Below are 20,111 nucleotides of genomic sequence, written 5' to 3' on the forward strand. Positions count from 1 at the left end.
CCAAATGACATTCGAAAAATCAGAAATATTATACAATAAAGGTTTAGTGCATTTAGTAGGTGCGGTAAACTCTCCAGTTAGAGCATTTCAATCTGTTGGAGGAAATCCATTATTTATTAAAAAAGCAAAAGGATCAAAAATCAAAGATGTTGATGGAAATTCTTATGTAGATTACGTTCTTTCTTACGGACCAATGATTTTAGGTCACCGTCATAAGAAAGTTGAAAAAGCAATCAAAAAAGCTTTAAAAAATGGATATTCATTCGGAGCAACTTCTGAAGGAGAATTAAAATTAGCAAAGATTATTTGTAAAGCTTTTCCAGGAATGGATAAAGTTCGTTTTGTAAACTCTGGAACAGAAGCAGTTTTAAGTGCAATTCGTTTAGCAAGAGCTTATACAGGAAAAAATAAAATTATCAAGTTCTCTGGATGTTACCACGGACATTCTGATGCTTTATTAGTTGCAGCAGGTTCTGGTTTAGCAACTTTAAGTTTACCAGGAAGTAAAGGTGTTCCAGAAAAAGCAGTTGAAAATACTTTAATTGCAGAATATAATAATTTAGAAAGTGTAAAGAAACACTTCGAAGATTCAGATGATATTGCTGGAGTTATTTTAGAGCCAGTTGCAGGAAATATGGGAGTTGTAGTTCCTCAAGATGGATTTTTACAAGAATTAAAAGCTTATTTAGAATCAAAAGGAGCCTTATTAATTGTAGATGAGGTAATGACAGGATTCCGTTCTAAGTTTGGTGGAGCTCAAGAAGTTTTAGGAGTGGAAGCTGATATTACTTGTTTAGGAAAAGTAATTGGTGGAGGTTTCCCTGTTGGAGCTTATGGAGCTAGAAATGAAATCATGGAAATGGTTGCGCCACTTGGAGGAATGTACCAAGCAGGAACACTTTCTGGAAATCCAATTGCAATGGCTGCAGGAATTTCTACTTTATCACAATTAAAGAAAGAAAACCCATATAAAGGATTTGATATTTTAGCAGAGAAAATTGAGAAGATTTTACTAGGAGCTGCAAAAATTCATAATGTACCTTTAACTGTAAACAGATTTGGATCGATGATTAATCCTTTCTTTACAGATGTAAAAGTTACAGATTTCCCTTCTGCACAAACAAGTGATACGGAAAGTTTTGGTGTTTTCTTCTGGGAATTAATCAAACAAGGATTATTTATTCCACCATCGCAATTTGAAGCTTGGTTCTTATCTACTGCTTTATCTGAAAAAGATTTAGAAAAAACTTCTAAAGCAATTCATAAAGCAATGGAAAAAGTAGCAGAATTTCAAAAGTCAAAAGCGGAGTAAAAAACAAAAGGGATAGGTTTTAAACACACCCCTAACCTCTCTCAAGAGGGGAATTTTAAATTATTAATTAAAAAACAATCGAAGAAATTCGAACTAGATATATGTTGAAGAACGATTTATTTTTAAGAGCACTAAAAGGAGAAGAAGTAGAACGTCCTCCAGTGTGGATGATGCGTCAAGCTGGACGTTACCTTCCAGATTTTATGAAGTTGAAAGAGAAGTATGACTTTTTTACTCGTTGTCGTACTCCTGAATTAGCAGCAGAAATTACTGTGATGCCAATTCACCAAGTAGGAACGGATGCTGCAATTTTATTCTCGGATATTTTAGTAGTGCCACAAGCGATGAATATTGAAGTGGAAATGAAGCCAAATTTTGGACCTTATTTACCAAATCCAATTCGTACGCAAAAAGATGTGGATAATGTAATTGTTCCTGATCCAAATGTTGCTTTAGATTATGTAATGGATGGAATCAAGATGACAAAAGAAATGTTGAATGATGAGGTTCCATTAATTGGTTTTGCTGGTTCTCCATGGACAATTCTTTGTTATGCTGTGCAAGGTCAAGGTTCGAAAAACTTTGATAAAGCAAAAGAATTCTGTTATACAAATCCTGTTGCAGCACACCAATTATTACAAAAAATCACAGATACAACAATTGCTTATTTAAAAGCAAAAGTAGTTGCTGGAGTAAATGCTGTACAAGTTTTTGATAGCTGGGGAGGAATGTTATCACCAGTAGATTATCAAGAGTTTTCTTGGAAATATATCCAACAAATCATCGACGCTTTAAAAGACGAAACAGAAGTGATCGCTTTCGGAAAAGGATGTTGGTTTGCTTTAGAAGAAATGTCAAAATCTGGAGCTGCTGCTTTAGGAGTTGATTGGACAATCACACCAGAAAATGCACGAAAATTAACTGGAGGAAATATTACTTTACAAGGAAACTTTGATCCTTCAAGATTATTAACGCCAATTCCTGAGTTAAAGAAAATGGTAACTGAAATGATTGATGGATTCGGAAAAGACAGATATGTTGCGAATCTTGGTCACGGAATTTTACCAAATATTCCTGTAGATAATGCTAAAGCATTTGTTGATGCAGTAAAAGAATATGGTCAATAAGACTTAAGATATTATAAAATGAAAAATCCTCTTTTTTAGAAGAGGATTTTTTTTATGAATTTATTTCTACGTTTTTTTGTCTTAAAATTAAATTGAAAATGTGTTCTTGTTGAATTGGGAAAATTAGTTCTGTTGGGATTTTTAAAATTTCCTTTTTATATTTTATAACCAATTTTTCTTTTTTACTTTTTACCAATATTATAGAATAAATTATGATATTAAAGAGAAATAAAGCCACTAAAGGATCTTTTTTAATTGAAAAATTTGTTAAAGCTAATAAAGTTATTGATATTAAATAGAAAGGTTTAAGAAGTTTAAAATTGTATTTTTTTTCAATTGTAACATAATTAATATCTTCTAATTTTATGATGGTTTTCTTTTCATCTAAAATTACAAGAAAATCGTTTTCAATTTCAAAGCGAATTAGAGCCATTTTTTTATTTTTAATTTTGCTCTAATATACTTATAATTTTCTTTTTCCCAATCTCACTCAAACTACCAAATTTCATCTTAGCAGAAAAAGGAATAGATTTTACAGCTTCACAATCATTTAAACAAAGCCAAACTTTACCAATTTCTTCTTTATTTTTGTCAAAAAAACGAATGATGTATTCTGCATCTGGAATTTTCCATGAAGTTTTTTCAAAACTAAAATTTTCTGGATTATTAAAGAATTGGATGATTTCCTCTTGTTGTTTTTTATCTAAAGTTTCTGCTGTAAATCGACTTATAACAGGTGTGTTTTTATAGATTTTTATTTTTGAAATTTCTTTTCCAGGAAAATCAAATTTTGGATTGTTGAATTCCTTTTTATAGTTTTCCTCAATTGTATTTCTTGGCTTTGCAAGTTTTATTTGCTCCGTTTTGTCTAATTTATCTAAAAGTAATCTATCTCCGATATCCCAATAAACTAGATAAACAGATCCTAAGCAAAGTGCAAATACAATTAATAAGGTTTTGATAAATTTCATGTGATTGATTTTGAGACTGCGAAAATAATGAAATTTTATTCAAAAAAGGAGGGAAGAAGTGATGGAGTAGCGTATTTATTAATTAAAATATAACAGAATCGAAGTCAAATAGAAATAGGTTTCATTTAACTTCGATTTTGTATTATTTTTTAAGCATTAATTCAAACGATAATTAATTCCAAATTGTACTAAAAAATGTAAATCTTCTCCTGCAATATCCCAGTTATAGCTAGTTTTGATAGAAGAAATAGGATCTGCCCATTGAAGTGATGGAGAAAGTTGTAAAGATAATTTTTGATTTAGCTTAAAATCAATAATTCCTCCAAGAGATAAACTTGCGTAATTTTTCTCAATGATATTTTCAGTATTCGTTAGGTGTAAATATTTTTGAAGTCTTTCTTTTGTATAACCTAAACCGAAATTATAACCAAAATTCCATTTCTTATTTTGATTCAAATGTTCTAAAAGTAAAAATGAACTGAAAGAACTTATGTTTCCGTCTATTGTAGACATAAACTGTGTCCAGTCATCTCCTTTTATGTCTGAATTCAAATATTGAAGCTTAAGTTTTAAACCAAAATAAGAGCCTTTTTTTTTATAACTAATTTCAGAATACAAACTAATGTTTCGAGTATAGTCAAGGTTTACAGAAGAATCGTTACTTTCTACTAAATAGAAAGCTCCTGTACCGAAACCAGTTCCAAAATTAATTTCTTGAGATTGCAAATTACTTATCATACCAATAAATAATATGCATAGAAAAAGTATTTTTTTCATGCGAATTTTAAATAAAGATTAAACAATTTTTTTCATGCTTGCTAATATATAAAAAATAAAAAAAAGCACATTTTGATCAAAATGTGCTTTTTGTAAATTATGAACTCATTTAAACTTATTGACTCAAAATTCGTTTCAAGCATGTTCATTATTGGTTTGTGAAAAATTTTAACCATAGCTTAGGCTATGCTGAAAATTTTTCCCTTCACCATCAATAAACATCAGATGAAACTCCATGTTTTGGCAAAAAAGTTTAAACGAGTTCTATGTTTAGTTTCTTAATTACTACTTAAAAATTGCTGATTTGCATTTTTAAATTTATGATCTGCATAATCTAGATTATTAACCATTTCTACATAGAAATTAATTATTTTATCTTTTAAGTTTGGATAAGCTTTTATAGCATCTTTTCCTTCAGAATCACAAACGATGATGGAACTTGTATAAAAATTAGGACTATCTGTTCCGAAAGCCAAAATAGAAAAACGTTTATCCATATTCGGGAATAATTTCACATTATACCACTGATAAACTGAAGTGTTTTTTAGCTTAAAATTATTATTCCATTTTCCAAATGTATCAAAAACTCCTTTTTTAGAAAAAAGCGCTAATTGCACATTATTATCAAATGAAAACTTTAATTCGGTAAATTTCCCGGAGAGAAATTGATTGTAAATGGGCGTTTGTTTGACTAAAATATCATTTTCAGATAATTTTAATTTTGGTTTAGAATCTGGCGCATGGGTTGCACATGAAATAATTGTAATTGATATTACAATTAATGACATAATTCTTTTCATAGGTCTTAAAAATAAGGTTAGCAAAATTGGACATAAATGTAACAATTACTTTTGGAAAAACCCTACTATTTTGGTTATGAAAACTTTAATAATTGATTCATTTTCTTCGATTAAAACTTCATCATTCAGGTAAATTTCATTTCCAATAGTTTTAAATGCATGAAAAAATAATCGAACACGAGTTTCATTGCTTCCATAATCAGATATGTCCTCCCGAAGAGAAGTGCTTTTACAATGAATATTTTTTTCAGAATGTGTGATTTCAATAAGCTCTGTTAAATTATCATATTTGTCTTTTCTTGTATAAGAAAAACTATTTTCATTTTCAGTCTTTAAATCAAAATCAATATGTTGAGCAATTATTGGGACTATTTCTTTAAATTCTTCTAAATCGATCTGAATTTTTCTTTTCTCTTTATATTTTGGAGTCCATGCCATTATTGGTTTCGCAAGGGATTGAAATTTTCCCTCAATTTCAATAAAATCTTCTCTCATTTTGATGTTTTTATTCAAATTTAGAAAAATGATTTATAATAAATTAAAAATAAGTACTTTCGCATCCATTTTTTTAAAAAAGAAATAAACGTAAATTAAGGATTGCTAAAAAGCTTATTGTATCATGAAAAATAACCAAATCTCTAGTTCTATTTTTGCTTCAGAATTTATTACAAAATATGTAGCGAAAAATTATCATTTTATTGAAAAATCAGATACGTCGATTTTAAAAACAGGAATTAGTCATAATTATTTGATTTCTGAAGAGAATCAGAAATATGTTTTCCGAGTATATTTTAAAGATTGGAGAACGAGAGAAGAGATTGAAGAAGAAATTAAACTTTTGAATTATTTGCATCAAAATGGAATTTCGGTATCGTTTCCTTTAAAAGATACTGATGGAAATTATATTCAAGAAGTGGAAGCTCCAGAAGGAAAGCGTTTTGCTGTTTTGTTTTCTTATGCAGACGGAGATTTTGTAAGAAATCCGGATGAGAAAGATTGTTTTGAGTTTGGGAAAACAATAGCTAAAATGCATCAATTGTTGGAAAATCAATCGTTGAAAAGAATTAATTATAATGCGGAATCTTTGATTGGTTGGGCTTATGAAAAATCTAAAGAAATGTTTTCCGAAGAAATTTCAAGTATGCAATATTTCAAGAGAGCAAAAGAAAAAGTGGAAATAGCTTTTGATAAAGCAGATAAAACACAATTGAAAAAAGGTGTTGTTCATTTAGATTTATGGTATCAGAATATGAAAAAAGATAATGGAAAATTTACTTTTTTTGATTTTGATAATTGTGGAAATGGATTTCTTTTTCTCGATTTGTCTTATGCTTTGATGTTGCTTTTTAAAAACGAACCAAACAAAGAACTTTTTGTTATTTTGAGAGAAGCTTTTTATGAAGGTTATGAATCTATTTTACCAATAACTAACGAAGAAAAACATTTAATTCCCTACGGAGGACTAGCAATTTGGCTACATTATACAGGAATTCATGTAGTGCGTTTTGATGATTTTACAAACCATTTTTTAAGTGAAGAATTTCTTTCTTTTTGGATTCAAATTGTAGATCAATGGATGCGATTTAATGAAATAGAAATTTAATTATAACCATTGTAAGCAAAAGCTTTGTATTTCAAAAGTGCAACGAATACAACACCTCCGAAAGCATTTCCGATGATAGTAGTAATTAGAAACGAAAGATATTTGTAAATCGTGATATCTTTTGTTGAAAGAAATCCAGAGAAAATTTCAATATTTCCAACAATACTATGATGTAAACCAGTGGCACCAATCACAGCTGTAATTATGTAAATGATTAGAATTCGGCTAATGGTGCTGTCTGAGGAGGTAAGTAGCCAAGATAAAAGTCCCATCAACCAACCAGCTAAAATAGAACTCACGAAAATTGTAGATAATTTATAATTAGAAACATGTTCGGCAATGAAAATAATTGTTTCTTTATTGAATAAATCGAGTTTTGGACCAAACCAAATTGCAATTCCGCTCATGATAAAACCACCAAGAAGGTTTCCTAAAATTACAATTAACCAGATTTTTATAAGTTCTCTAACTTTAAATTTTTTGTTTAAAACAGGAAGACTTAAAAGAGAGGTTTGTTCTGTAAAAAGCATCGATTTTCCTAAAATTACTAGAATAAATCCGATTGGATAAAACATGGCATTGATTTTCCAGAGAACTTTATCCGAAAAATAAGTGTAGAAAAAATGCGTCATGGAACATAATAAAACATAGCTAAAACCGATTTCTAAACCAGCAGAAAGAGAACTCAGAAAAATACTCGTATTGTTTTTATCATAAATAATTAAAGCTTCAGAAACTTGCTCTTTAATGATATCCGAATGCGATTTTTGTGAGCTATCAATAGTTGTTTTTTTACTTTCTTTTTTCGCCATTTTAAAGATACTTTCCTTTCTATCTTTAAGTTAGTGAAATATTTTTTGCAAAAAATAAGGAATGAAAAAACTGAGAATATTTTAACAGAATCGTAGGATTGGATTTTTTAAAAAGTTGAAGGATTTAAGCATTCCATCTCCAATTAATTGCGTCTACATGATTTGTTTCAAAACTTTCTAATAGTCTTAAAATTTCATCTTGATCGTCGATAGCTTTTTTGGGAATAATTATATGTTTGTGATTAAATAAATTGATGAAATAATGATCAAGAGTTTCTACAATTTCCACCATCTGAGAACTGTGAATTTTTTGATTTTCAAAATAAATTTCCTTTTCATTTATTTCTAAACTAACTTTTAGAGGGAATTTGGTTTCTAGTTCTTCAATTTCTTTTTCGATATGAATCTGACTACGAAGTTTTGAATAATCTGGATAAAACAAAAACCAAACAAATGCGATAATTACGAGCGTAACTACAAGAATTGGTTTTTTAAGTTCTACCATAGAATATCCTGCAAAAACAATATACACTAAAGGAATTGCAATTCTGGATAGAAATCTGTTTTTTTCTTGTGTATTTGATTTTGAACAAGCATACATGTAATATGCTAAGAAGTCCGTTTTATGCAGTTCATATTCTAAAATCATCAGAATTAAGATTTGCTTAAATTTAAGGATTTCTGTGTCGTTTTTGCTTAAAATTTGTTTAAAAAAATAAATTTAACGCTTGTAATTGCTTAGAAATGATTTATTTTAGAACCCAAACTTTAAACCCTAAAAAATGAAATTGCTTAGATATTTACTTGTCTTGTTATGTCCTTTTTTTGTTTTCTCACAAGATTATGAGAAAGTACACAAAGATTTAAAAGAATTAACAACCTTTAATTTGAGAGATTTTTCTAAAATTTCTTTATTTAAAATTGAAATAAAAGACACTTTTTTAAAAAACCAGCCTGTTTATGAAAGGTATGTTGTAGGTTGGGTTTTGTCTGAAAATGAAAAAGAATATGAAATTCAAAGAGCTTTGGGTGAAATTAGAAAAATAAATAAAAAAAAGCTTGTAGAAATAATAGATTTTGAACCATCTGAAGCTTCTAAAGAAATGGATGCGTTTAATAGTATTTTCAGTAGATTTCTTTTTTTTAAAAGCAGGTAAGGAAAAAGAAAAACAAGCATTTTGGATTAATGAATACGAAGGAAGAGAAAATGTAGGTTTAAGTACAGTAGCTTTTTGGTTTTTAGAAAATGAGAAAGGAAATTTAATTGAAAAATATATTTTTGAAATCGAAAATAACAGAGAGGTAGTAATAAAATCTTTTGCAAATTTTTATTACAATGAAATGTTAGTTGAATTTTCCTATAGAAATAATTATGAGAAAGCTATTGAAATAGGAAATCATTTATTGAAACCAATTTTTAAAGATTTTATATATCGAGCTGAAGTATTGAAACTTAAAAATCAATTAGAACAAAGAAAAGATATAGATTTTAAAACATTAAAACTTCCAAGGATTCAAGAATGGGAAGAAATCAAAAAGAATTTAAACCGTAAAGAGCAAATTGCTTTTCTTTTTGAGCGTTTAAAATTGCTAAATATTGTGCAACAAGGACAACCGATGGATCTGATTTTAGAGGATAAACAATATGATTTTGATTCGTTCCATAATAAATATGAATTAATTCACCCTTATGTTCTTTTAAAGGAGATGAAACTAACGAAAAAAGAAGTATTACTTTATTTGGATTTATTTTTATCAGAAGAATATTTTTTGGCTTTTTCTTATTGGAGAGATTTTTCTGAGCAGAGACAGATTCATAAAATAAGAGAATTAGTGAATGAAATTTTCAAAGAAATAATACATGTAGATATTTTAACTCTAGAAGGGTTTTATGAATTAAATAAATCACAACAAAAAAAGGTTGTAGAAAAATGGAGAAAAATACTTGAAAAAGATGATGAACAATCGGAAAAAGATTTTTATAAGAGTATTTTGTTGGATATTAAACATTGGGATTCTTATCGTAGCATTTTAAATAAATTAATAGAATTAGGAGAAAATAAATATGTACTTCAGAATGTAAGAAATATTATTTCAGAAGGAAAATATGATTTTAAACATAGAAGATATGGAGTACTAGAACCTAAAGAGGAACTTTTTGAAATAATGTATAAAATTGGTGAAAAAGAAGATATTGATTTTCTTAAAAAATATATTTCAGATGAAAGTAAATTTGTAAAGATTTGGGTTGCATTGTTTTTATTAGAAAATGATAAAGATAGTTATGATATTTCTATGAAAACCATCTCAGAAATTTATGAAAATGGAGATGGAACTTATTATGAACCAAAAACTTTTGATGCACTAGTTTTAATAGATGACCATAAATCAAAAGAGATTTTAAATAAATTATTTGAAAAAAAACACTTTATGGATTACTTTCTATATGGTAGTTATTCTAAGTTGTTAAAGTATTTTTTAGAATCTGGAAATGAGAAGCTTTATGCTTTGTTTTTTGAGGAATTAGATTTAAAAAAAGAAGACTTTATTGAAGAACCATATACTAAAAGTTATTATTCACCTCTTGCAATCAAAGAAAATGTTCTACGTTTAGTTGGATCTATTCAAAGTTATGAAGATTTAAAATATGATTGGGAATGGACAGAAGATCAAAAAATAGAAGCAGGAAAGAAATTAAAAAAATGGTTGGAAGGACAATATGAAATATTCAAAAAAGGAGGGAAGCTTGATTTTGATTTTTCTCAAATAAATAATTAAGAATATAAAAAAACCAGAGAAATTAATCTCTGGTTTTTCTGTATAAATCAATTTGAAAAATATTATTTAATAATAAGTTTTTCTCTGAAGTTTTTACCGTTTTTAGTTGAAGCTAAAACAGAATACATTCCACTAGAAAGTTCAGAAAGATCTAAAGATTTAATCTGATCTCCATTTTGTTTGAAAACAATTTTTCCAGTAACATCGTAAATAATAACATTAGAGATAATTTGGTTTGTTTTAAATAACACAACATCATTTGCTGGGTTAGGATACAATCCAAAATTATTTTTGTCATAATCTGTGATGCTCAATTCTGTAACAACATTCATGATAAATTGACAAGAATTTGTATTTCCGAATCCATCTTCAATGTTTACCGTAATTGTATGCAAACCTACTTCTAATTCTGTTCCGATTTCAGGAGATTGTGTAAATGTTACATCATCACAAGCATCTAAAATTTGAACTAAAGATGAAATATCCTCTAAAGTATGGATTCCGTTTTCAGCTAATTTGTCTTGAGTTTCAGGACAAATAATTAATGGAGCAACATCATCCATGATTTCGATCTTGAAAGTACATTCAGAAGTGTTTCCGTTTCCATCATCATATGTAATAACTACATCCGTATTTTCTGTAATTATAGTTCCTGCAGCAGGAATTTGTGTTGCTGTAATTGTAGTACTACAATTATCTGTTACTTGAATATCTGTTGTGTAATCTAATAAAGTGTACTCACAAGCAGTTCCTAAATTAATTTCTGTACCATTAAAACAATTTTGAATAATTGGAGCTTCTGTATCTTCAATAATAATTGTTTGTGTTGTAGTAGAAATATTTTCGCTAGAATCTTCAAATGACCATGTAATTACATAAATTCCAGGCTCATTAAAAGTTAAACTTTCTTGATCATGAGTTGTTGTTACAACACCTCCACATAAATCTGGTGCATAAGGAACATTTGTTACAGTGTATTCACATTGTGCATAAGTATCAGGAATTGTTGGAGCAATAGGAGCTTCTGTATCTGAAACAATAATAGTTTGCGTTGTAGTTGAAATATTTCCACTTTCATCTTCAAAAGTCCAAATAATATCATGAACTCCAGATTCGAAAATATTTAAGTTACTAGTTGTAGAACCATTAATTTCTCCAGAACAGTTATCCTGAGCAACAGGTACATCGATACTTACACCACAACTTACATAAGCAGTTTCTAAAGTAGGAATAACTGGAGCATCTGTATCTTCAATTACGATTGTTTGTGTTGCTTGTGTAGAATTTCCACTAGCATCTGTAAATGTCCAAGTAATAGTATATTCTCCAGTTCCAATAAATTCAGTATCATCAGATGTTGTTCCTGAAATTGTTCCAGAACAGTTATCAGTTGTAGTTGGAGGAGTTTCTGCACTATAAGAACAATCTGTTCCAATTGTCAATAAAGTAGGAGTGATTGGCGCTTCATTATCTTCAATATTTACAGTTTGTGTAGATTGTACCGAATTTCCAGCTTCATCTGTAAAAGTCCAAACAACTTCATAAGATCCTGCTAAAATATATTCTGTAGGGTTTGAAGTAGTTCCAGTTACAGTTCCAAAACAACTCATTGTTGTTGGGTTTTCTTCAAAAGTATAAGAACAATCCGTATTGATAGTATCTAATACTGGCGCAACTAATTCATTTCCTAAAATAATAATAGTTTGATTTGCTTGTACTGAATTTCCATTTCCATCATTGAAATTCCAAACAATTGTGTATTCACCTTCTTCTGAATAAGAAACTGGGCTTGTAGTTGTAGCTACAATAGTTCCAGCACATAAATTATTTATAGTTGGAATTTCAGTTACAGTATAAGAACAGTTTTCAGTAACTGTTGCTAAAGTTGGAGCAACTAATTCTTCTCCATTTACAATAACTTCCTGAACAGCTTTTGTACTATTTCCATTTCCGTCATTAAAAATCCATGTGATTGTATATTCACCAGGTTCAGTAAATTCTAATGAATCAGATGTAGTTCCGTTTACAAGAATACTACAATTATCAGGAGTTGAAGGAATATCTGTAACTGTAATTTCACAGTTGGCAATAATTGGATTTAAAGTGATCGCTTCTGGAGCAGTTGTATCTTGAATAATTACAGTTTGTGTAGATTGAACAGAATTACCATCTTCACCTTCAAATGTCCAAACAACATCGAAACTACCAATTTCATTGTATTCTGTAGGATTTGTCGTAGTTCCAGTAATTGTTCCAAAACAAGCATCTTCAATTGTTGGAGCATTTTCAAAAGCAAAAGAACATTCAGCTTCTATAGTTTCTAAAGCTGGTGCTGCCATTTCTCCTGTACTATTTGTAATTTCTAAAAGTTGAGGTACTAAAATGATATTTCCGTTACCATCATTAAACTTCCATAAAACAGTGTATTCTCCTACAGTATCGTAAGATGTTGGAGTGTCTGTTGTTGCAGTAATTTCTCCAGCACAGTTATCTGTAGTAGTTGGGAAGTTTTCAAAAGTATATCCGCAAGCAGCTGTGATTTTCTCTAAAGTAGGAGTAACAGGATCAATGTTATCTTCAATAGTTAAAGACTGATTTATATTTACAACATTTCCATTACCATCATCAAATTTCCAAGTAATTGTATAACTTCCTTGGATATCATATGATAATTGGTTTTCAGTAGTAGCGGTAACCTCTCCAGCACAATTGTCTGTTGCTATTGGAGCTTCAAAAGTATAAGCACAATCTGTGACAATTGGTTCTAAAGTTGGAACAATAGGATCTTCATTATCTTCAATTGTTACTGTTTGGTTTACATTAATTGAATTCCCATTACCATCCTCAAATTTCCATGTAATTGTATATTCTCCAACTTCTGAATAAGTTGTTGGGTTTACAGTTGTTGCAGTAATTTCTCCAGCACAGTTATCTGTAGTAGTTGGGAAATTTTCAAAAGTATAAGAACAAATTGTTGTAATTGGGCCTAAAGTTGGAGTTACAGGTTTTGTGATATCTTGAACAAAAATTTGTTGTGCAATTTCAATAATATTTCCTGTATTTTCTTCAAAATTCCAATTGATAGTATATTCTCCAATAGAAGTGAAGTTTGTATCATCTGTTGTTGTTCCAGTGATTGTTTCTCCCGCTAAAGTTGTAATTGTCGGAGGAGTCGTATAATTATAAGAACATTCTGTAATAATTGGATCTAAATTATATTCAGGAATTTCAACATTCAATGCGTTTTTATAAACATTTGTATAAGGAGTAGTTTCACTATTAATATATGTACTCCCTACAACTATTAAATCTTGAGTAGTATTTCCATCAATATCTAAAACTATTAATTTACCATTATTAACTTCTTGTAATTGAGAGCTTGAAGCATGATAGAATTTTCCATCAATATTTGCATATAATTTAGTTGTATTTAAGTTAAAATATCCTCCAGAACTTGCATATCCAGAAACAATTAAATCTAAATCACCATCATTATCAAAATCTGCTAAATCAGAATCTCCACGACCTATGTCAATAATATGTAATTCTTGATCTTCTGTTAGATTTCCACTTCCATCATTTTTTAAGACAATAGTTTGATTATAATATGTCTCAGAGTTTGTTCCAAAAAATAGTACATCTTGATCATTATCTCCATCAATGTCTCCAATTGAAATATTTGCACCAATTAGTGGTGTCCAACTATTGCTTTCAGTGAAATTTTCAGATCCATCATTTAAATAAAGTTTTGTTACTTTAACGGTTTTTTGATCAACAATTTGATCTGTTTGTCCAACAATAAAAACATCTTTATCACCATCTTGGTCAATATCATAAAAAGCTAATTCACCATCACCAACATTTGGTAAGTTTGTGTTATCTAGAGCAACAAAGTTTCCAGAATCATCCTGAATGTATAAACCAGTGAAATTTGTATTGCTATAGAAATTAAATTTCCCAGATAATGCAATATCTAGTTTGTTATCTCCATCAATATCTACAAACTCAGCACTTCCTTTATAAACTTCAGTAAAATCTGTATCACTTTCATATTCCGTAAAAACTCCATTTCCGTCATTTACATAAACTTCAGTAGTGACTAAATTTCCAAGTCCATGTCCAGAAATTAATAAATCTAAATCACCATCTTGATCAAAATCTCCAAAATCAGCATCACCAGTATATACAGGTGTGATATTATTTTGTGTAGATTCTGTAAAGTTTCCATTTCCATCATTTAAGTAAATTTTCGAAACTTTAGAATCATCAGCTAATATTCCTGACAAAAACACATCTTGATCTCCATCTCCGTCAACATCACCATTGGCAAGAATACCTTCTGAAACATCTACTAAAGTAGTTTCGATATCTTCTAAAGTGATTTGTGTAACAGGAGTCACATTTGGAGAAATATTTTCAACATCTAAAGTTGCTCTTCCTCCAGTAGCTTCCCAGAAATTATAGTTTCCAGAAATTCCATTATCAGAATTTCTACCAAAACGCTCTACTTGACTATCGAAAGATTCCCATTCTGCATCTGTAAGTTCAGTATCTGTTAATACAACAGTAAGTAAACGAAATTCTTTTTGAGAGTTTACATGGTTAGGAATTCTTTCTCCGTTATCAGCAACGATAGATGCTCCACTAAATGTTTGTCTATTTTGTGCAGTAAAAGTAGTAGTTGACTGTGTATAAGAAACATTTGAAATATCAGTGAAAACATCAAACTCTTCAACTTCTGAAGAAGGGATTAATCCCATGAAATAAAGTTCTAAATTAGTATAAGGAACAGAATTTCCTCCATTAGCATTTCCTCCAAAATTGCCAACAGAATAAGAGTTTCCTCCATTTTCTACTAAAGTACTTTGGTCAAATCCTCCAAGTTGTCCTTTATTATTTCCACCAGCATATCCCCAGTGTCCTCCAACTTCCGTAGGAATTAAGAAATTTGCCCAATTATGCATTAATTCATGAAGTGCAGGACCATTTTGAACTCCTGTTTTCAGGCTTAATTGCATGATTGCTTGAAGCTTTCCGTTTGAACCATAATTTGAACCGAAATCGTATTGGTTCATTCCTAAATTTTGAATCGAATTCGAAACTCCAATCAGTTTTCCGTAATATCCAATGTTTGCAGGAACATCTTCTTCATTCAAGACTAAAAAGATAAAATCGAATTCATCTTCAAATTCTTGATAAAGCTCTTGAGTTAATGCGTATCTTTTATCATTGTCTCCAAAATCATCATTTGTTATCCAACTTTGATAATCGGAAGAAGACATCTGTAAAGAAGCAACTCTGTTGTTTGGGTGTACGACAATTGTATTTGTCTGTGCTTGAGTAAAATAAACAAGAAAGAGAAATAATGTGAGGGTTATTTTTTTCATAAAAAATAGTTAAATTGTAATTTTATTTACAAATAAAGTAAAAAAGTGTAAATAAATTAACTTAAAACACTTAATATTTTATGAAAAAATCAAATAAAACTATTTGCTCAATTTTTCTATTAAATCGGAATTTATAATTCCAGACGGATAATCTGAATTAGCTAAAAATAACATCGTTTTTGCAATGCTACTCGCTTTTATTGCTCGATATTTTTTCCATTTTCCTTGCATTAAAAAATGAAACAATGGAAAAACTTTCATCCCAAAACCTTCCATAAAACGACTTTCATTTCTATTTCCAAGAATAAGAGAAGGTCTTAATATATACGTGTTTTTGATGCTTTGTTCTAAGACTAATTTTTCCATATCGCCTTTAGTTTTATTATAAAAAATAGAACTTTTAGAATTTGCACCTAAAGCAGAGATTACCATAAAAGTTTCAATGTTATTTTCTTTGCAAAGACTAGCAGCGTTCCACGGAATTCCTAAATCAATATTTTTATATATTTCTTTATTAGGAGTTTTTTTAGCAGTTGTTCCAATACAACAATAAACTTCATCAGCTTTAAATTTTTCTTTTTGCGCTTTCAAATCAAAAAGATCACAAACAATTTCTTCTAACTTCGGATGTTTTTGGTTTAAAGATTTTCTTCCAAAAGAAATGATTTTTTCATATCTATAATCTTCCAAAAGTAAATTTAATAATAAACCTCCTGTCAGACCTGATGCGCCAAGAATTATTGCTGTTTTTTTCATCAAATAAATATTTTTCTATTACTCGTTAAATTATGATTTTTTAACAAATATTATAGAGTTTTATTTTAATTATTTTTTGTTATTGCAAGAATGTTTTAAGTATTTGAATCTTCCATTTTTAGTAAATTTAAAAGAATAATTAAAGAATACTATCATGAAGATGATATGTAGCTTTTATTTTTTAGGAGATAAATAAACTAAGTTTGTAATAAACATTATCACGTTTAAAATATTATGAGGGAATTTTGTTTCATTTAAAACACACCCTAGCCCCCTCTCAAGAGAGGAACTTGATAATCTGTATGCTATTATACAAAATCAAACGTGATAATGTTTAATAAAGTTTCAGAGAATATTTTTCTAAAGAAATAATAATTGAAAAAAAATACAGTTTTCATTTTTAAATACGGATTTTTTCAGAAGATGAGCTAAGTGTTTAAAATTAAATGTTAAGATAAATATTTAAAACGTTATATATTGAAAAATCATTTTAATAATCCATTATAATTAATTATTTTTGCCGAATGCGAAAAATCAAAAAAATATCATTCATTGTTATCTCTACATTAGTTTTAAGTTCATGTGGTAGATATTCAAAAGTTTTAAATAAAGGAACAGCAGAAGAACGTTATAAACTTGCAACAGAATTATATGATGCAGGAAAATATAACAAAGCTGTAGATTTGTTCGAGAAAGTTATCACACCATATCAAGGAAAACCTCAAATGGAGCGTATCCAATATATGGTTGCTCAATCTTATTTCAATTTGAAAGATTATATTCTTTCTTCTTATTATTTTGATAAGTTCGCTAAAAATTTCCCAACAAGTTCTAAGAAAGAAGAAGCAATGTATATGTCAGCTTATAGTGATTATTTAGCTTCACCAAAATATAGCTTAGATCAATCAGATACGGAAAAAGCAATCACGAAGATGCAGGTGTTTATTGATTCTTATCCAAATTCAGACAGAATTGCTGATGCAAATAAGATTAGTAAAGAATTAAGGCATAAACTTGAAAAGAAATCATTTGAAATTGCAAAGCAATATTATAAATTAGAGGATTATAAAGCAGCAATTGTTTCATTTGATAATTTTCTTTCAGATAATTTAGGTTCTTCATTTAAAGAAGAAGTATTATTTTTAAGATTGAAAGCCTCTCATGATTTAGCGATGGAGAGTGTTCAAAAGAAAAAAGGAGAAAGATTGAACGATGCTGTTAAAGCATTTGAAAAATTAGAAAGAGCTTTCAGTGATTCTCAATATTTAGAGGAAGCTAAAAAATTATTAATAAAGATAAATAAAGAATTAGATTTAATTACTCAATTAGAAAATAAATAGAAAGATGGACTACAAGAATACAAACGCAGCGGATACTACTATCACTTATGATAGAGAAGCAATTGAAGCCCCAACTAACAACATTTATGAGGCTATTTCTATCTTGGCTAGAAGAGCAGACCAAATCAATGGAGATTTAAAGAAGGAGCTAATTGATAAATTAGATGAATTTGCTACGCATACAGAAAGTTTAGATGAAGTTTTCGAAAACAAGGAGCAAATTGAAGTTTCTAAATTCTACGAAAAATTACCAAAACCAACTGCAATTGCATTAGAAGAATGGTTTGAGAATAGAATTTATTTCAGAAACCCAAACGAAACAAAAAAATAATAAATGACAGTTTTACGTGGTAAAAAAATCCTTTTAGGAATTACTGCAGGAATTGCTGCCTATAAAACGGCTCATTTAGTTAGACAATTTATAAAAGCAGGTGCGCATGTCAAAGTAGTCATGACACCTGCTTCTAAAGATTTTGTCACGCCTCTTACACTATCTACACTTTCCAAAAATCCAGTTTACTCTACTTTTTACGATAAAGATTCAGAAGAAAATGAAATCTGGAATAACCATGTGGAATTAGGTTTATGGGCAGATTATATGGTAATTGCTCCTGCTACAGCCAACACACTTTCGAAAATGTGTCACGGAACCTGTGATAACTTACTTTTGGCAACATATCTTTCAGCAAAATGTCCAGTATATTTTGCACCAGCAATGGATTTAGATATGTACAAACACGGTTCGACAAAAGAAAATATAGACAAACTTATTTCATTCGGAAATATCTGTATTCCAGCAGAAAGTGGTGAATTAGCAAGTGGATTGGTAGGTGAAGGAAGAATGGCTGAACCAGAGACCATTGTAGAATTCATTGAAAAAGATATACTTGATAAATTACCTTTAAAAAACAAAAAAGTTTTAATTACTGCAGGACCAACATACGAAGCAATAGATCCTGTTCGTTTTATTGGTAATCATTCTTCGGGTAAAATGGGATTTGAGCTTGCAAAAACTGCAGCTTCTCTAGGAGCAAAAGTTTATTTGATTGCAGGTCCTTCCGCCGAAGTTGTTCAGAATAAGTTAATTGAGAGAATAGATGTTTTTTGTGCAGAAGATATGTACAATGCAGCAATGAAACATTTTGATTCCGTAGATATTGCAATCCTTTCTGCAGCAGTGGCTGATTATAAGCCAAAACATGTTGCAACACAAAAAATTAAAAAGAAAGACGCGGAATTTGTAATTGAATTAGAAAAAACTAAGGATGTTTTAGCATCTCTAGGAGCGATAAAGAAAGATCAGTTCTTGGTTGGTTTTGCACTAGAAACTAATGATGAATTGGAAAATGCAAAAGGGAAATTAAAGAGAAAAAACTTAGACATGATAGTCTTAAACTCTTTAAATGATAAAGGCGCAGGATTCAAAAATGCAACAAACAAAGTCTCAATTATTGATAAATTCGAAAATATTTCAGAATTTGGCCTAAAATCTAAATCTGAAGTAGCGATAGATATTTTTAATGAAATAATGAAGAAAAAATAATTGATGAATAAACTACTTTTATTTACAGCAGCTTTTTTTGTGTTCTTAAGTATAAATGCACAGGAATTAAATTGTATTGTTAATGTAAACTCAGATCAGATTCCAGGTTCAAATAAACAAGTTTTCAAAAGTTTAGAAACTAATCTTACGGAGTTTATCAATCAAAAACAATGGACAAACAAGACTTTCAAAAAACATGAAAAGATCCAATGTGCCATTACAATTATTATTAAAGAACAATTAGCTTCAAACGAATTTTCTGGAAGTATTCAAATTCAGTCTTCAAGGCCTGTATATGATTCTTCTTATTTGAGTCCAGTTTTAAATCATAAAGATGATGATTTTAGTTTTAAATACTCAGAGTTTGAAGTTTTACAATTCAATCCAAACAGTTTTGATTCGAATTTAGTTTCTGTTATTGCTTATTACGCATATGTAATTTTAGGAATGGATGCTGATACTTTTAAACAAAATGGAGGGAAAGAATATTTTAAAAGTGCGCAAAATGTTGCTAACTTAGCACAACAAAGTAGTTATCCAGGATGGAGTCCGCTTGAAAATGGAATTACGAGATATAGAATTATTAATGATTTTACTTCTACATCTTATATTTCGTTTAAAAATGCTTTGTACAGATATCATTTGAAAGGATTAGATATGATGGCTAAAAATAAAAATACGGCCAAGAAAAATATCAAATCTGCGATTATGAAATTAAAAAATATTCATTCTTCAAGACCAAATACGGCAGTGATTAGAATGTTTTTTGATGCAAAAGCAGACGAAATTTCAAATGTGTTTTCAGGAGGTCCAAATACGGATGTTGTTGATTTAAAAGAATTATTAGGGAAAATGTCTCCTACGAATTCTAAAAAATGGGATAAAATAAAATAGTTTCAACTATC

Annotated in this window: 17 protein-coding genes; 9 read left to right on the forward strand and 8 right to left on the reverse strand. The window is 29.2% G+C overall.

Annotation, left to right across the window (positions count from 1 at the left end):
* The first annotated feature begins 4 nt into the window (after positions 1 to 4).
* Both hemL and hemE read left to right on the forward strand, forming a co-directional pair.
* Positions 5 to 1,312 (forward strand): glutamate-1-semialdehyde 2,1-aminomutase, encoded by a 1,308-nt coding sequence (hemL, locus tag I0K12_RS07915; RefSeq protein ID WP_196886835.1) that lies wholly within the window; start codon positions 5 to 7, stop codon positions 1,310 to 1,312.
* Between the two features lie 101 nt (positions 1,313 to 1,413).
* Complete coding sequence (gene hemE, locus I0K12_RS07920; protein ID WP_196886837.1) at positions 1,414 to 2,439, forward strand: uroporphyrinogen decarboxylase; 1,026 nt, start codon at positions 1,414 to 1,416, stop codon at positions 2,437 to 2,439.
* Positions 2,440 to 2,882: 443 nt separating this feature from the next.
* Here the strand turns inward: hemE and I0K12_RS07925 are convergent, their stop codons facing one another.
* The 4 genes from I0K12_RS07925 to I0K12_RS07940 all read right to left on the reverse strand — a co-directional run bounded on the left by I0K12_RS07925 (position 2,883) and on the right by I0K12_RS07940 (position 5,482).
* On the reverse strand, positions 2,883 to 3,410 hold the full coding sequence (locus tag I0K12_RS07925; protein WP_196886839.1) for a hypothetical protein: 528 nt from the start codon (positions 3,408 to 3,410) through the stop codon (positions 2,883 to 2,885).
* 156 nt (positions 3,411 to 3,566) lie between these two features.
* The gene (locus I0K12_RS07930; RefSeq protein ID WP_196886841.1) at positions 3,567 to 4,187 is read right to left on the reverse strand and encodes a hypothetical protein; all 621 of its coding nucleotides are present in this window, start codon (positions 4,185 to 4,187) and stop codon (positions 3,567 to 3,569) included.
* A gap of 278 nt (positions 4,188 to 4,465) precedes the next feature.
* Complete coding sequence (locus I0K12_RS07935; RefSeq protein WP_196886843.1) at positions 4,466 to 4,975, reverse strand: hypothetical protein; 510 nt, start codon at positions 4,973 to 4,975, stop codon at positions 4,466 to 4,468.
* A 57-nt stretch (positions 4,976 to 5,032) separates the two neighbouring features.
* On the reverse strand, positions 5,033 to 5,482 hold the full coding sequence (locus tag I0K12_RS07940) for a hypothetical protein (RefSeq protein WP_196886845.1): 450 nt from the start codon (positions 5,480 to 5,482) through the stop codon (positions 5,033 to 5,035).
* Between the two features lie 124 nt (positions 5,483 to 5,606).
* Between I0K12_RS07940 and I0K12_RS07945 the strand changes: the two genes are divergently transcribed.
* The gene (locus I0K12_RS07945; protein WP_196886847.1) at positions 5,607 to 6,590 is read left to right on the forward strand and encodes a phosphotransferase; all 984 of its coding nucleotides are present in this window, start codon (positions 5,607 to 5,609) and stop codon (positions 6,588 to 6,590) included.
* Here the strand turns inward: I0K12_RS07945 and I0K12_RS07950 are convergent.
* Together I0K12_RS07950 and I0K12_RS07955 are read right to left on the reverse strand one after the other, a co-directional pair.
* A complete protein-coding gene (locus tag I0K12_RS07950; protein WP_196886849.1) occupies positions 6,587 to 7,402 on the reverse strand; it encodes a formate/nitrite transporter family protein in 816 nt (271 codons plus the stop codon). The two genes, I0K12_RS07945 and I0K12_RS07950, sit on opposite strands and share 4 nt — an antisense overlap.
* A gap of 124 nt (positions 7,403 to 7,526) precedes the next feature.
* Positions 7,527 to 8,051: a YcxB family protein gene (locus I0K12_RS07955; RefSeq protein ID WP_196886851.1), complete on the reverse strand. Its 525-nt coding sequence runs from the start codon at positions 8,049 to 8,051 to the stop codon at positions 7,527 to 7,529.
* 133 nt (positions 8,052 to 8,184) lie between these two features.
* On the opposite strand from I0K12_RS07955, the gene I0K12_RS07960 reads away from it, so the two are divergent.
* Both I0K12_RS07960 and I0K12_RS07965 read left to right on the forward strand, forming a co-directional pair.
* Positions 8,185 to 8,559, forward strand: coding sequence for a hypothetical protein (locus I0K12_RS07960; protein WP_196886852.1), 375 nt, complete (start codon positions 8,185 to 8,187; stop codon positions 8,557 to 8,559).
* Complete coding sequence (locus I0K12_RS07965) at positions 8,510 to 10,180, forward strand: hypothetical protein (RefSeq protein ID WP_196886854.1); 1,671 nt, start codon at positions 8,510 to 8,512, stop codon at positions 10,178 to 10,180. Before I0K12_RS07960 ends, I0K12_RS07965 begins: the two co-directional genes overlap by 50 nt.
* A 62-nt stretch (positions 10,181 to 10,242) precedes the next feature.
* Here I0K12_RS07965 and I0K12_RS07970 read toward each other — a convergent pair whose 3' ends face one another.
* Positions 10,243 to 15,567 carry a T9SS type A sorting domain-containing protein gene (locus I0K12_RS07970; RefSeq protein WP_196886856.1) on the reverse strand — a complete coding sequence of 1,775 codons (5,325 nt, stop codon included), beginning with the start codon at positions 15,565 to 15,567 and terminating at the stop codon, positions 10,243 to 10,245.
* A gap of 99 nt (positions 15,568 to 15,666) precedes the next feature.
* On the reverse strand, positions 15,667 to 16,323 hold the full coding sequence (locus I0K12_RS07975) for an NAD-dependent epimerase/dehydratase family protein (RefSeq protein ID WP_196886858.1): 657 nt from the start codon (positions 16,321 to 16,323) through the stop codon (positions 15,667 to 15,669).
* Between the two features lie 524 nt (positions 16,324 to 16,847).
* Here I0K12_RS07975 and I0K12_RS07980 point away from each other — a divergent pair.
* From I0K12_RS07980 to I0K12_RS07995, 4 genes are read left to right on the forward strand one after another with little or no spacing between them, the layout of a single operon-like run.
* Entirely contained in the window at positions 16,848 to 17,663 is an 816-nt protein-coding gene (locus I0K12_RS07980) for an outer membrane protein assembly factor BamD (protein WP_196886860.1), read from the forward strand.
* Positions 17,664 to 17,667: 4 nt separating this feature from the next.
* Complete coding sequence (locus tag I0K12_RS07985) at positions 17,668 to 17,994, forward strand: DNA-directed RNA polymerase subunit omega (protein WP_196886862.1); 327 nt, start codon at positions 17,668 to 17,670, stop codon at positions 17,992 to 17,994.
* Between the two features lie 3 nt (positions 17,995 to 17,997).
* Positions 17,998 to 19,206 (forward strand): bifunctional phosphopantothenoylcysteine decarboxylase/phosphopantothenate--cysteine ligase CoaBC, encoded by a 1,209-nt coding sequence (coaBC, locus tag I0K12_RS07990; RefSeq protein ID WP_196886864.1) that lies wholly within the window; start codon positions 17,998 to 18,000, stop codon positions 19,204 to 19,206.
* 3 nt (positions 19,207 to 19,209) lie between these two features.
* Complete coding sequence (locus I0K12_RS07995; protein ID WP_196886866.1) at positions 19,210 to 20,100, forward strand: DUF4835 family protein; 891 nt, start codon at positions 19,210 to 19,212, stop codon at positions 20,098 to 20,100.
* Positions 20,101 to 20,111: the final 11 nt, after the last annotated feature.

Source organism: Aureivirga sp. CE67 (assembly GCF_015767245.1).
Classification (GTDB): Bacteria; Bacteroidota; Bacteroidia; order Flavobacteriales; family Flavobacteriaceae; genus Aureivirga.

Excerpts from the sequence above, each read along its gene's own strand:
- hemL (WP_196886835.1), top strand. The coding sequence starts at position 5 with ATGACATTCGAAAAATCAGAAATATTATACAATAAAGGTTTAGTGCAT.
- hemE (WP_196886837.1), top strand. The coding sequence starts at position 1,414 with ATGTTGAAGAACGATTTATTTTTAAGAGCACTAAAAGGAGAAGAAGTA.
- I0K12_RS07925 (WP_196886839.1), bottom strand. The coding sequence starts at position 3,410 with ATGAAATTTATCAAAACCTTATTAATTGTATTTGCACTTTGCTTAGGA.
- I0K12_RS07930 (WP_196886841.1), bottom strand. The coding sequence starts at position 4,187 with ATGAAAAAAATACTTTTTCTATGCATATTATTTATTGGTATGATAAGT.
- I0K12_RS07935 (WP_196886843.1), bottom strand. The coding sequence starts at position 4,975 with ATGTCATTAATTGTAATATCAATTACAATTATTTCATGTGCAACCCAT.
- I0K12_RS07940 (WP_196886845.1), bottom strand. The coding sequence starts at position 5,482 with ATGAGAGAAGATTTTATTGAAATTGAGGGAAAATTTCAATCCCTTGCG.
- I0K12_RS07945 (WP_196886847.1), top strand. The coding sequence starts at position 5,607 with ATGAAAAATAACCAAATCTCTAGTTCTATTTTTGCTTCAGAATTTATT.
- I0K12_RS07950 (WP_196886849.1), bottom strand. The coding sequence starts at position 7,402 with ATGGCGAAAAAAGAAAGTAAAAAAACAACTATTGATAGCTCACAAAAA.
- I0K12_RS07955 (WP_196886851.1), bottom strand. The coding sequence starts at position 8,051 with ATGATTTTAGAATATGAACTGCATAAAACGGACTTCTTAGCATATTAC.
- I0K12_RS07960 (WP_196886852.1), top strand. The coding sequence starts at position 8,185 with ATGAAATTGCTTAGATATTTACTTGTCTTGTTATGTCCTTTTTTTGTT.
- I0K12_RS07965 (WP_196886854.1), top strand. The coding sequence starts at position 8,510 with ATGCGTTTAATAGTATTTTCAGTAGATTTCTTTTTTTTAAAAGCAGGT.
- I0K12_RS07970 (WP_196886856.1), bottom strand. The coding sequence starts at position 15,567 with ATGAAAAAAATAACCCTCACATTATTTCTCTTTCTTGTTTATTTTACT.
- I0K12_RS07975 (WP_196886858.1), bottom strand. The coding sequence starts at position 16,323 with ATGAAAAAAACAGCAATAATTCTTGGCGCATCAGGTCTGACAGGAGGT.
- I0K12_RS07980 (WP_196886860.1), top strand. The coding sequence starts at position 16,848 with ATGCGAAAAATCAAAAAAATATCATTCATTGTTATCTCTACATTAGTT.
- I0K12_RS07985 (WP_196886862.1), top strand. The coding sequence starts at position 17,668 with ATGGACTACAAGAATACAAACGCAGCGGATACTACTATCACTTATGAT.
- coaBC (WP_196886864.1), top strand. The coding sequence starts at position 17,998 with ATGACAGTTTTACGTGGTAAAAAAATCCTTTTAGGAATTACTGCAGGA.
- I0K12_RS07995 (WP_196886866.1), top strand. The coding sequence starts at position 19,210 with ATGAATAAACTACTTTTATTTACAGCAGCTTTTTTTGTGTTCTTAAGT.